General features: G+C 56.8%; 7 protein-coding genes. 2 read left to right on the plus strand and 5 right to left on the minus strand.

Going from position 1 to position 13,552, the window contains the following annotated elements; translation table 11 throughout:
- Positions 1 to 19: 19 nt before the first annotated feature.
- Positions 20 to 637, minus strand: coding sequence for a GNAT family N-acetyltransferase (locus tag HNQ64_RS00495; RefSeq protein ID WP_184204327.1), 618 nt, complete (start codon positions 635 to 637; stop codon positions 20 to 22).
- Between the two features lie 54 nt (positions 638 to 691).
- On the minus strand, positions 692 to 5,653 hold the full coding sequence (locus HNQ64_RS00500; protein ID WP_184204328.1) for a PVC-type heme-binding CxxCH protein: 4,962 nt from the start codon (positions 5,651 to 5,653) through the stop codon (positions 692 to 694).
- Between the two features lie 198 nt (positions 5,654 to 5,851).
- Here HNQ64_RS00500 and HNQ64_RS00505 point away from each other — a divergent pair, with 198 nt between their 5' ends.
- Complete coding sequence (locus tag HNQ64_RS00505) at positions 5,852 to 6,850, plus strand: sugar phosphate isomerase/epimerase family protein (protein ID WP_184204329.1); 999 nt, start codon at positions 5,852 to 5,854, stop codon at positions 6,848 to 6,850.
- Positions 6,851 to 6,907: 57 nt separating this feature from the next.
- On the opposite strand, the gene HNQ64_RS00510 is transcribed toward HNQ64_RS00505, so the two are convergent.
- Entirely contained in the window at positions 6,908 to 9,211 is a 2,304-nt protein-coding gene (locus tag HNQ64_RS00510) for a DUF4384 domain-containing protein (protein WP_184204330.1), read from the minus strand.
- 302 nt (positions 9,212 to 9,513) lie between these two features.
- Here HNQ64_RS00510 and HNQ64_RS00515 point away from each other — a divergent pair, with 302 nt between their 5' ends.
- Positions 9,514 to 11,307 carry an SUMF1/EgtB/PvdO family nonheme iron enzyme gene (locus HNQ64_RS00515; protein ID WP_184204331.1) on the plus strand — a complete coding sequence of 598 codons (1,794 nt, stop codon included), beginning with the start codon at positions 9,514 to 9,516 and terminating at the stop codon, positions 11,305 to 11,307.
- A 60-nt stretch (positions 11,308 to 11,367) separates the two neighbouring features.
- On the opposite strand, the gene HNQ64_RS00520 is transcribed toward HNQ64_RS00515, so the two are convergent.
- Both HNQ64_RS00520 and HNQ64_RS00525 read right to left on the minus strand, forming a co-directional pair.
- Positions 11,368 to 11,970, minus strand: coding sequence for an OmpA family protein (locus tag HNQ64_RS00520; RefSeq protein ID WP_184204332.1), 603 nt, complete (start codon positions 11,968 to 11,970; stop codon positions 11,368 to 11,370).
- A 128-nt stretch (positions 11,971 to 12,098) separates the two neighbouring features.
- Complete coding sequence (locus HNQ64_RS00525) at positions 12,099 to 13,490, minus strand: hypothetical protein (protein WP_184204333.1); 1,392 nt, start codon at positions 13,488 to 13,490, stop codon at positions 12,099 to 12,101.
- Between the last annotated feature and the right edge of the window lie 62 nt (positions 13,491 to 13,552).

Raw genomic sequence — 13,552 nt, forward strand, 5'->3', positions numbered from 1 at the left:
ACAGAAACGCGCCAGATGGTCAATCCTTCAGCACGTTTTCCTCATTCATGCAGGCCCGCACCTGAGTCAATCGCGCCCGCAAGCTGCTGCCTGCCGAGTTATCCTCCAGCAAAGATTCGTCCAAAACCAAGGTGGTGAGCCAGTGACGTGGGGCCTCCTGCTCCGTGGCCCCGAGTGCATCCCACCAGGCACGCATGGCGACGTTTTCATGCAGGACATGACCGACCAAACGCGTGATGCCAAGACTGCCCGCATGCTCCCAAAGCACAGCCAGCAACAAAGTAGCCACGCCACGTCCCTGGAATTCATCGGCCACGGTGAAGGAAACTTCGGCCGCGGTGGCGTCTTCTTTTAATCTCCAAAAAGAGGCCCCTCCCACGCCGGGAATGTCATCGCGGGTCTGGTGTCGGGCCACCCAGGCGACATGGTCTTTCTGATCGGGAGAGCAGATCTCCTCGATAAGGCGGGGATTCAGTTCACGAACGCGTGTCCAAAAACGAAAGTAACGAGACTCTGGTGAAAGACGACGAAAGGCCTCGGTGATGAAATCACGATCCTCTGGCCGGATGGAACGCACACACAGAGGTGTGCCATCCGACAGGGAAAAGCTGAGTTCGCGTTCGGGGTCAAAGGCCATGCATCATCCTGTCCCACAGGAAGGGATTTCACAAGATGATGCAAGACAGGATAGCTACTTACCAGACGCCCATTTCACGGCATTCGTCAGCAGTATCTGGAAGGCCTCCATGTCATGAACACGTTGGTCATGCCCCAGCGCAATGCCCACCACTTTTGCCGACGCATGCTGGGTGATCCAGATGCTGGGATGTGGTTTGTTGAATTTATTGCTGGGGCTGGTCTCTGCCAGCACTTCAATGGCCGCGGTGCCTGCGGGAATTTTCTCGGGCTCCGCATTCATGTAATACAGCTCGTCCTCCACCGTGAAGCTGGCAGGTACGCCTTCCATGATGGGGTGTTCCTTGACCGTCTTCACCTCGAAGGGATGAATCTTGTCATGGCCCCGGGAGCCACCTCCGACGATCTGGGCATTTAGCTCAGGCCAGCCAGTGAACCCGTACCAGGTGCCAGGATGGAGCATGATGATCCCCTTCCCTGCGGCGGCGAAGTCCATGAGAGCTTTGCGATAAGCCGCAGTATCAAAGAACTTCCGATTCACACTGATGACGGCCACGTCCGCCTGGGCCAGCTCGCTGGCGGCCTGATCACGATCTTCCGTGTAGTGAACGCTGAACCCGGCAGTCTTCAACGTGGCCACATCCGTGCTGCCGAAGAAGGTGGCAAAGTTGTGTGAGGAGCCACCGCCAATGACCAGCACCTTAGTCTTGCCCGCTTCCCACTGCGGAGGAGTGGCAGGGACGAGAGGACCATCACCTTTACCGCCTTCTTTGGGTTCCACTTGAGCGTTGTCTTTACGGCCAGCCGAGGCATTCGCAGGCGCGAGGCCTTTGCCCTCGATGTCTGCCGTAATGGCGACGATGACCGGCGCGGTGGGATTGCGTTCGGGGCTTTCCAGGAGGAGCGTTTTGGCCACGCCTCTTTTGGTGAGGTCCATGGAGATCAAACGCATCTGCTGACCTTGCGTGATGCCTTCCACAAAGTTTGATCCCGGCACTTCCACATTGCGGACATAGTCTGAAAAATGAACGCCATTGAGAAAGGTGAATTCCTCTTTCTCACCACTGTCGTAAAGCACCGTGGCTTTGAGCACAGGCACCTCATTCTTCACCGCAGGGAAACCCCACCCAGCAATGCCACTGAGCAACTGGAGGCGTTTGGTTGCGACATGAATGGGCACCTCCACCTTGGCTGGGAACGTCGCACTCTGGCTTTTCGGCGGGCCACCTTTCAGCACGATGAGGTTCGCCCCCGTGGCGCTTTTTGCCGCATCCTGGATGAAGAAAGGCACCCGATTCACCTGCACATTGCCCAGCTTCGCCAAACGCACCTGACCCTGATTGGCCGCAGGCCCTGCAAAGACCCCTTCGCGGCTGTCGGCGGTGTAAGCCTCAGCGAGATTTAATATGCGATAGTGCTTGGACGCATCGCCACAGATGAAGGCGAGGATGTCACGCAAAGCTTCCGGCCCCAGAGCATCCAGCCCCTCTGGCATCAAGCTGCGGCGGGTGTTTTCGCGCTTATCAATGTCTGCCTTGGCGACCTCGCGTTTGCCCACCTGCGTGGCCAGCGTGACGGTGGCGGTGTTTTCGCTGGTGATCACGCCTTGCAGGGCCTCACCCTTTTTGGTGGTGATGTTAAAAGCCCAGAAGCTGGGGTCCACTTCACGGTTCGGATCCACGATGTGGACCAGCAGTTCCGCGGGGCCATGAGCACCCATGCCATCTAGCGGCGGACCCACGGCCACGCCGATGTCTCCCAGCTTGTGACACACCGCGCAGGCGGCGCTGAAGAGCATCTTGCCATTCACGACATTGCCTGGCTTTTCCACCTCAGGGATCAGCTTGGCGATGATGGCATCCTTCGCGGCGTTGTTGATCTTGAAGAGGTCGTTCGCGCGTTTGGCGATCTGTTTGTTCGGATGCGAGCGCAGCCGTGCGACATCGCCGGGGGCGAAAATTGCGCGGTCGATGCTGCCGACCTTCACGGCATCGAGGAGCGCTCCGGTGGCCTCCGGGCGCTTCACGAGCTGATCAAACAACTCCGAGCGAAGCTCATTTGGGACCGTTTCATACGCCTTTACGAGCGTGATGGCGACTTCGCCTCCGCTGAGTTCTCCGAGTTGCTGAATGATCTGACGTTTGCCGTTCACATCACCATCAGGATCGTTCATAACCACTGAAACCGCAGAGATGGCTTGAGGATCAATCTCCAATGCAGGAATCAACTGCTTGGCCAAAGACTGCCGGGTGCCATGTGAAACGGATGTATCCTTTACCTGTGCCACGATGGACGAGATGCGTTGCTTCACCATCTGGCCCAACGATCCGTTTTTGTCCCACTTGCCAATGAGAGGCAAAACAGCACCAGCCACATCCACGCTAGAACCGGTGAGAAGCTTCTTCAAAGCCTCCCTGAGTGCTGGAGACATCGCGGGAGCTTCATTCATGCTTATGGCAATGCCGCGGAGGATGGCGTTCTTCACCGGATCGGCCTTCGCATCGGCGTTGGCACAGGCGGTGATGAGTTTTTCGGCATTCGCGGGCAGCGCGGCGGGAAGAAGGGCGCTGACGAAATTGGAAAGCGACTCCGGAGACGAGGAAGACAGCGCAGCGGCGATGACTTCTGCGGGTTTGTCGGCTGCGGCGGCGATCAGGGCGCTGCGAGTCCAGTCATCTTGAGCAGCGGCGAAGTCCTGAATGATCTTGTCGGCATTTGCAGCTTGTTTGGCGGCTTCGTAGGCCCGCAGGGCTTGGCTGCCTTGAGCACCTTTGGACTCAGGCTTGTTCCGATAAGCCGTGGCGGCAGGCGCTTTAGCCTCCTTGTGCTGCACCTTCCAGATGCGTCCGTAATAATGGTCGCGGTCTGGACGGACGGCGGCATTGGCGGGGCCGTGCGTGGGGCCACGGGTGTCATTGTGAATGATGGCTTGGTTGCAGAAGTCCACCACGTAGAGCGCACCATCCGGACCGACACGGACCTCGATGGGGCGGAACCAAAGGTTGCTGCTGCGGATGAACTCGGTCTGCTCGCGACCAGGCTCGCGCTTGGCCTTATAGGTAACGCCATCTGGCTCCACCATGAAGTGGCTGACGATGTTCAGAGTGGGTTCGGTGGTGAAGTAGCCGTAGTTCCATTTCTGCGGCCAGGCACCACCTTCATAGATGGCGCAGCCTGCGGCAGCGGTGTAACTGCCCACCTGGTCAATCTGCACATAGGCCTGCTGCTCCCAGTGCATGGCGGGATAAGTGGGCTCCTTCGGCAGCATGGCATTCGTGCCGACAACGCCGGGCAACTTGCCCTTGGCCAAAACGTACTCAGGCAGCACCACATGGATGAAGTGATTGCCACTGGTGGGCTGGGTGTAAAAAACTTGGCCATCGGTGGTGATGTCGAGTCCCCAAGTATTGCCGCCGCGTGAGGCGTATTGCTCAATGGCGCTGCCGTCCGGCTTGAAGCGTACCACGCCAGCACCGATGGGGCCAAAGCCTTTGCTGCCATCGCCTGACTTCGCATCTTCCGTGCTGGAATAACCATGAGTGGCGTACACCCATCCGTCCATGCCCCAGCGCATGTTGTTGATCACGGCATGGGTGTCGCGATTGCCCAGGTTGGTATAAATCTTCGTGCGTTTATCGGCCTTGTCATCCCCATCCGTGTCTTCAAAAAACCAGATGTCTGGGGCGGCACAGACGATGATGCCATTCTTATAAAACACGCTGCTGGTGGCCAGTTCGATCTTGTCGGCAAAGACGGTCTTTTTGTCCATCACACCATCGCCATCGCTATCTGAAAGGATGGATACACGATCAAGCGGTTCACGCTCGTATTGGCCGGGCTTGATGGAGCCGGAGTCCTTCCAGGCATCCACATTCGCCTGACGCAGACCATTGGGATACTCCGGTGTCTCCACCACCCACAGACGGCCTTTTTCATCCCAGTCAATGTTCATGGGTTTATTGATCAGCGGCTCAGCGGCGACCAGGGTGAGATCAAATTCAGGATGTATCTCGAGCTGCTTTGGCATCTCCTGCGGGCGTGGCACACCGCCTTCGGCGTAACGCAGGGCATCGCCCAACTCATCGGGCTTGCAGAATTCATCCACGTTCTCCCTTTTCCCGGCCCAGGCGATGCCGCGCAGGATGGCGGCCTTGATGCCGACATGGGAAAAGTTTTTGTACCAGTGGCCGGGGATGCAGGTGAAGGCACGGTAGGTCGTCGTAGAAGCGGTGCCCTCGCCGCTTGTCTGAGATGTAGAAGCGGCGCCCCCGCCGCTTTTTTCAGAAGGTTCCCCATCGCCAACACCAGCTGAAGCGACGAGAGAGTCGCTTCTACGCTCGTAAGTCCACATCTGCGGCTGGATGTCGTAGATGTTCACAGCCTTCTTTTTCGCGACAGCCTCGGCAGCGCGTTGCTGGGCTTCCTTGTTGCCTTTGCCGCCCGTGTCTGCGGCTTTAGGGGTGTAGGCGGCGGCGAGGATCTTGGCCTCGGGCAGCATGTCCATGTCATAATAGATCTCGTCATCCAGATCGAAGTTCGAGATGTCCTTCGTGATCGGGTTTTCGTGATCCGTGAAGTAGAGGCTCATCGGAGCCTCCAGCCACTTCGTGCGGCTGAAGTTCCAGGACCCGCCGATGATCGTCTTAAACCAATCGTGATCGCGAGAAACCGCCGCCGCATGGATGACCACGAGGCCACCACCTCGCTTCAGGAATTCCATGAGGTTCTTGCGCTCCTCGCCGATTTTGATGTTTCCAGCCTCCTGGGCGTGGAGGATGAGCACGTCCGTCTTGTCTAGTTGCTCCTTGGTGGGAAATTCCAGGCCGCCATCCGCCTTCGCTCCGCGCTCGTTCAGCAGGGGCACCCAATCTTTGAGGAATTGAGGGAAATCATGGGCCCCAGGTGCATGGGACTTTTTGCCCGCGCGGATAAAAACCCGCAACGGCTCAGCCGCAGAGGCAATCTGCGAAAGGCTGAAGGACGAAAGAAAGGCGGCAGCCAGGATGAGACGCTTCATGGTGGTGGGAAGGATGCTAGGTGATATCAACGGCCCGAGGGAAGCCTATTCTAACCACGGGGGACTATCGGGAATGCACATGGCGGAAAGCGCCCCCAGGTGACATTTCGATTGCCAAGGTGCCCAGGCTAAAGAGAATCGATGCACGTCGTTTTTCCCGACCCCATCCCCAAACCAAACCCGAAACTACGAATTCCTATGGGCAGACCCGTCACTCTCTTCACCGGCCAGTGGGCCGACCTCTCCTTTGACACCATGCTGCAGAAGGCCAAGGCCTTTGGTTACGACGGTGTCGAGCTCGCCTGCTGGGGCGACCATTTCGAAGTCGCCAAAGCGGATCAGGCCTACTGCGATGCCAAACGCGCTGCACTGAAAGCCGCAGGCCTCCAGTGCCATGCCATCTCCACCCACCTCGTGGGCCAGGCCGTGTGCGACAATATTGACCCTCGCCATGCCCAGATCCTGCCTCCCCACATCTATGGAGATGGCGAACCAGAAGGCGTGCGCCAGCGTGCCGCAGAAGAGATCATCAAAACCGCCCATGCTGCCAAGCGCTTTGGCGTGAATGTAGTGAATGGTTTCACTGGCAGCTCCATCTGGCATCTGGTCTATTCTTTCCCACCGAATCTGCCAGGCCAGATTGACGCCGGTTACGCTGACTTTGCGAAACGCTGGATCCCCATCTTCGACGAATTCCAGAAGCTGGGCGTGCGCTTCGCCCTCGAAGTCCACCCAACGGAAATCGCCTTCGACATCGCCAGTGCTGAGCGCGCCCTCCAGGCTGTGGATTACCACCCCGCCTTCGGTTTCAACTACGACCCAAGCCACTTTGGCTACCAGGGCGTGGACTATGTGAAGTTCCTCTATAAATTCAGCGATCGCATCTATCACGTGCACATGAAGGACGTGGCCTGGAACCTGGGCGTGGACGCCGGGGTCTTCGGCGGTCATGTGGACTTCCACAAGCCTAGCCGCTACTGGGACTTCAAGTCCGTGGGCCGTGGCAACATCAACTTCGAGAAAATCATCCGTGCGCTGAATGACATCAGCTACGGTGGCCCTCTCAGCGTGGAGTGGGAAGACGGCGCGATGGACCGTGAGTTCGGAGCCACCGAATCCGCCGCCTTCGTGAAGAAACTCGACTTCCCGCCTTCGAAGATCATCTTCGACGCTCAGTTCGCCGAGAATAGCAAGTAAGCAGCACAAACTTTGAGCCTGTTCAGGAAGTGCCCCAAGCCTTACTGGACAGGCTTTTTAGTGATCTGAAACCGTGAAGACCGCACGGGCCGTGAAGGTGGCCGCACTACGCTCTCCAACCACCTTCCCCTGCATGTCGGAGACTTCCACCGTAAGTCCTTTCACACCTCGTTTGGCTGCCTTCCGCAAATCATTTTCAGGAAAGGATTTAAAGACCTCGTTCTGCGCAAAGGCGAGATTTTCAGCATCCGTAAACTGCACGGGACTGGCCACGGCCAGAATGATCTCAGTGCCGTAAGGACTCCCCATGCGGAAGCGAAAGCTGTCGCCCGTACCAGGCAGAGTCACCGATTTCCCCCCAGGGATGAAGTTCTGTTTTTGCCCGGCATTCGGGAAGATTTGGGTGATCTTTTTATCGGCACTGAAGTGATACAGCCTCACAAAAACGCCTTCGGTGGCTCTGAGCGTCACGGTCATCAGATCCCCCTTCACGTAGTGAGCCTTGTCCGTGCTCAGGGTGAGTTTACCGCCCTCGCTCAGGGACACTTGGCCGATGTTGCCCCCAGCCTTGGAGGCACCACTGGTCAACTCCGTGTAAGCAATGGGCGTGAAGTCGAGTTGCTGATAGCTCAAGGCACTGACAACGGCACGAAATTGATCCATAAATCCCGCGCGTGGAAAGCCGAGCCCGGTTTCCAACTGGGTGGCGATGCTCTCCAGGTCAGTATCCCGCGTATCCTTCAGGCGCGCAATAAAGCTGAGGTCTTCTTCGCCGAATTCAGCAGCAAGAGTCTCCAGCTTGATGTCCGCCTTGAAGCGTTTGTAAAGACGCTCAACGGGATCCAGCGGCTGGTCGTAACCAGGAGTAGCGGTAGCCAGGGCTTTTTTGAAACGCTCTTCGTCCTGCTTCACCACTTCATGCAGTTTGGCCTGGGGCACATACAGATCCTCCACCATACGCTGCTCGGCGCGGTCCAGCCCAGCCTTGAGGGCTACGGGGCCCACCTCATCTTTGAATTCTTCGAGGGGCTTATCCAGGGTGTACTTCATACCTGATTCGTGGCAGGCCATGCAGGAGATGCCGTTGATGATGGCTCCGTCCCGGCGCTTTCTATCCTGTACGATCTCGGTCGGCGCACGGTCCAGCTTTGTGCCTTTGGCAGTGCTGAGGTAATAGGCTTGAAGGCCATTGCGCAGGTTCCAGATGATCTCACCCCCATCGTGGGCAAATTCACGGTCCTGGTTAGGCGTCAAACCTGCACCCACAGGGCCCAGCGGGCTGCGAAAGAGATCGTGCTGGCCATGCAGATCCAAGGGGCTGAAGTCGTAACTTTTCCAGTAAGCACCTGGGTAGCGGCCTAACTCATGACGCTCAATCATGCGATTCCCCTGGCTGACACCACTCTCACGAAATCCCGCACGAATGGCACGCTTGTGCGTGAGATTCCCCACCACGTCCACACCCAATTGTTTTTCCAGATCGCGATCATTGTCAGGCAGATGCAACAGTTGGTTATACAAAGGCGGCTGGCTGGCAGCGAAGGTGAACCAGTCTGCCCGCACCCAAGCTGCGGCACTGTGGGTAGCGTCTTGGATTTCCTGCTCCCGCCGGGCATCCAGCCCCCGAAGAGCATAAGGATAACCGGCCACCACATGCTGCTCCCACTCCTTCGGAGTCCAGCCATAATCACGCAGGTCAAACCGATAGATCGTCTTGCCTTCATCGATCGCACTGGGCACGTGGATCTGTCCCTCGTGACTGAGGCTATTGAGAAGCTTGCTAATCGCCGCACGATAGGTCTCCATCTGCTTCGCATCCTCCACAGGCTGGCCCAGGGCATCGCGCAGATTTGCCAGATTGGTCAGGGTCAGGTATCGGACAAAAGGTTGCGTGGATTCTGGAAGTTTCACGACATCTGCAGCGATGATGCGCACCTCCTCTGCCATGGGGATGAAACGACGAACAGGGGCTGCGGCGGCAGCCGATGGCGAGGCCTCCATTACAGGCGCCGAAGTCTCAGTCTTAGCCGCAGTGGGCCCGCCAGCGCTCCAAGTTTTCAGCAGCGTGACTTCCTCCGCCGTCAGGGGTGGCAGGTACGCTGCGTCACCAGGCTGGCCTTTGCTCTTGGGCATGCGCCCCTTCACCGTATCAGCACGTTGCACTCGATCTAGGATGCTTTTGACTTCATCTTCTGCCCCTTTGAGTTGGGTGAGATTGATGCCACCATGCAGCGCTGGCTCTTCATCACCATCGCTATGGCAGTCGGCACATTTTTGATCCAACAACTTCAAAACCTGAGTTTCATCCCCCCAGGCAGAGAGCACCATAAGCAGGGCCAGACTGTGTAAAAAGAGTTTCATGAAGTGAACAGATGGAAGGTTTCACGGAACACGCGGGCGGTTCGCGACGAAGCCGATTGCCCTATGGGCTGAGCTAAGATGTTTTTCCAATCAAAAAATCAATCTCAATGAGGAACAGTGACCAAGCTGGCACCATTCAATGATCCAAGCTTTCAGTTAGGCACGCCCTCTCAATCAAATGCCAGTTCCGTTCTAAAAACCTGCTTTTCCCTTGCCGATCGGCCATCATCATAAGACCAGAAATGCATTCTACTCCGTGTTATCGCTTGATCTCACCCGAGATTCTTGGCCCTTTCCATCCAATGAAAACGTGGCTTTTCTCTGTCCTGGCTTTTGGTCTCATCTGCCTCTCGGCCCAGGCAGGAGACATTGTGGCGCTTTGCATCGGCAATGACGCCTACGTGAACCCAGAGGATCAACTGGATACCCCAGGAAAAGATGCCGAGCTGATGTTCGCCACCCTTCGCAACGTCCCCGGTGTGTTGCCTGAAGACATCGTCTTGCTGAAGGATGCGCGGCGGAACCAGATGAGTCTGGCCCTGCGTCAGTTCCGCTCACGCGCTGCGGGTGCCAAACTGGCTCTTGTTTTTTACTCTGGCCATGGCGTGGAAGACACCCCCACAGGTTATGATCGTGCGGAGACTTTCCTGCTGCCAGTGGATGCCAACATCACGAATGTGGATGACCTCCCGGACAATGCCATTCCGCTGCGCGATGTGCTGAGCGCTTTGGAAGGCACCCGTGGGGCTGCACGTGCTGTCATTCTAGACTGCTGCCGCAGTGGTGCCCCGGCGGCGACCAAGGCCCTGGCAGGCTCCACCAAAAATCTAGGTGGTTTAGATGAAAATGTGAAACGTGCTCTGGGTGGTGCCATTTTGCCGGACGGCACCCTCATCGCCTTCGCTGCGAGCCCCGGGCGCAAAGCCGCCGCTTTTCTCCAGGAAAGCGATACGAACAGCCCCTTCACTCGTTTTTTGACCGATCAAATGCGCACGCAGGGAGCGGACCTTTTTTCCATTGTCAATGCCGCCAGCCGCATCACCAAACAGCGCACGGAAATGCGCCAAGTACCCCATGTGGAACTGCGCGGGGATGCCTCCCTCATTACAGACTTCATCATCCCTGCCGCTCAGCCAGTGCTAGCGCGTCTGCCCACGCCCCCAGTCCTGACACCTCCCAGCGCGCCGATGCATGAGACCGAGGAGCAGCGTGCGGCACGTGAAGGCCGTGAGCTGGTGCAGCGAATGATCGCCTTTCGTCAAGCCCAGGCCGCACTTAAGACCAGCCCGACTAAAACCAGTCCTCATTCTCAACTCGACGCGCTCAAAATCACCACCCCACTCACCGCCACCCAAGAGAGCCCTTTTACCAACAGCCTGGGCATGAAATACGTGCCCGTCATCACTTACATGGGCAACAAACGCTTGCTTTTCAGCGTCTGGGAAACCCGGCGACAGGACTATGATGCGTATAAAAATCGCGACGCGGGTGAGACCTGGAAAAAGCTCCAGCTAGAGGATGATGAGCGGCTGCACCCAGCCTCCAGCATCAGTTGGGAGGAGGCCACAGCCTTTTGTCTCTGGCTAACCCAAACGGAGCGTCAGGCAGGCCGCATCCGCCCCGATGATGAGTATCGCCTGCCTACGGATCAAGAGTGGAGCTACGCCGTCGGCATTGCCGATCTCGAACCTGGCCAGGCTACCCCCGAGGTGAAAGATGGCCTGCTGGATGACCTTTATCCCTGGGGCAAAGAATTTCCACCTCCCGCCAACAGTGGCAACTACGCCGATGTCAAAGCCCAGGCCAAAGGCAGCGGCTACGAGTACTTAACGGAATACAACGATGGCTTTGCCCTCACCTCGCCCGTAGGCACCTACCCGTCAAATGCCTTTGGCCTTTACGACATGGGCGGCAATGTCTGGGAATGGTGTCAGGACTGGTACAGCGCCAAGCAAGATACCCGGGTGCTGCGCGGTGGCAGTTGGTATGACTCCGCTCCCGTTTACCTGCGATCGGCATCCCGCTTCCCAGTCGCCCCTACTTTCAGCCATGACTACAATGGCTTTCGGTGCGTGCTATCGGTAGGGGGAAAGTGAATCAGGGGAACAGGTCTCATGTTGAGATTCTACTGGCCTAACCAAAAACACGTCTATCCATCACCGCATCCGCACCACCAGCACTCGCCGATCCTGCTGCAGCTCAGATTCCGCCGCGCTGTCTGGAAACCTTGCCACTTCCTCTCCCAAACCGATGGCAACCAAGGTCTGCATGGGCACGCCTTCAGCAGCGAGCAAGGCCTGGATGCGTGCCGCCCGGCGTTCACTCAGTTGTTGATTGGCTTTTGCATCACCCTCCGCACTTGTGTGCCCCTGGATGCTGAAGCTTGCTTTTCCATCCGCTGAGATTTCCTGAATGATCGCCGCTAGTTTGCGCACATTGGCACGGGAAACTTCATCCAAGAGTTGATCCGAATTCACCACAAAAAGGATGGGCAATGGCATGAACGTGTGCTCCTCCGTGCTGCCATCCGTGCGGTGGATCACTTCCACGTCCACCTCGACATTTAGCCCCTTCGTTGCCCGGCGTTCATGCGTGCGCTTGACCACCGGGGCCACACTCTTCACCGGGTTGCGCGCTGGCTTCGCCGAAAGGCTTTGACGTGCCAGCGTCTCGTCCAGCGGTGCAGCGGTCTGTCCTGAAGCCAGGGGCACCAGCAAAACAAAAGCCGCAAAGAAACCCAACCAGAGAGAGCAGTTCATGGCCATTGATTAACCCACTTTCAGGAAAAACAACTGCCAAGGCAGAAGTCCGCAACTCCATCCCAGCCCGCACGAGTCACGCCAATGAATGTACCTCTCTCCTTGTTGAATTGAGGCTCAATTTTTGGTTAATTTCCGTTCTTCAGACTCGCAATGGCAGCCACCATGACCCGTGCGAAAATGTAGTTTTGCAGAGGGCGTTTACGCAGGGATTCCACTTGTTGCGCCCAGGCCTGTTCCAGGTCGGCTGTGGCGGCGGGAGTGAGGACCGAGACAGCCTCGGTGAGTTTGACCGTCATCGCATCAATGTCGCGGCGGATTTGTATGTCATCTAGTCCCCCGGCAAAACGACGTTTAAAATCAAGCGCCATCTTTTGAGCCGCCGTTTTATCTCCGCGATTCAGCAGAGAAAGCAGCCGCGCATACTCTTCATACGAGACTGAATTCCGCCGTTGACTAAGGGATGAATATTTAACGGCTTCGTTCCACTTTTGCAACGCCACACAGGCGAGCGAAAGTTTGTAAGTGTCGAAGTTATACTTGGGATTTTTTTTCGCCCAATCATCCTGCCGTTGCATGGCCAAGGCCACACTAGCAGCCGCTTCGATAGGCTGATTGAGGGCCATTTGGCAAGCTGCCAAATCGAGCAAAGACTCAATGACATACCCTTTAAAGTCAGCCGCCTCAGCACGCTTTTGATTATTCACAAACAACTTCGCCGCTTGGGGATAGTTACGAAGGCCAAATTCAGCCGCGCCAAGGGCTTTGTAAAATGCATACGGGATACGGGCATCACCGCCTTCTGAAGGAAGATATGGAAACACTTCCGCAAGCGTCGCTTTGGCCGCCGCGAAGTCGCCCTTCTCAGCTTGGCTTTCGGCCAGATCGGTGCCGATCTCCAAGAGCTTGGCCTTGTCCTGCCCAAAGTGAGTTTTGACGGTTGTATAAGCCTGGGCGTGCCAATCGGCAGCCCGATTAAAGCTCAAAGCGTAACCGCGCAGCTTGCCAATTTCATTGCAGGCGTAGGTCACCTGCTCAGACACTTCGCCATAAATGTTACCCACATTGTAGAGAGCATATTGCTCTTGAGCATCCGCCATGGATTCCTGCTTTGCTAACAAAAGTGAGCGAGTGAAATGAGCGGAACGCAGCGCAAAGTCTGTGAGCTTGCTGCGGAGAAAAGGACGAAACACACCAGCGACCTGCGTGCGCACACCCGTGCCTAAATGCCGCCCACCTAGATACCAGCCCCCTGCTCGCTGACGAGACAGAACCACAAAACCAACCCCTTTCTCCGGCAATTTCACACCAAGTCCTCGAGGATAAAAAGCGAAGCCTTCGTTAGTCGCAAAAGGCGCACCACTCTCATCTAGCACCTCCATTTTGGCGGCATGGAGACGCATCTTCTTCCAAAACGGGTGATCTTTGAAGGTGGCCTCTAAAGCAGCATCAGCGGCTGTGGCCGGCAACTTCACCCCCACCTGACTACCAGGAATATCGAATTCACTGATCTCAGACATGTTCGCGATCACAAAACTTCGGAGATCGTCTGAAAAGGCAAAGAGGACCACCCCCCGATTAA

The organism is Prosthecobacter dejongeii, assembly GCF_014203045.1.
GTDB lineage: Bacteria > Verrucomicrobiota > Verrucomicrobiia > Verrucomicrobiales > Verrucomicrobiaceae > Prosthecobacter > Prosthecobacter dejongeii.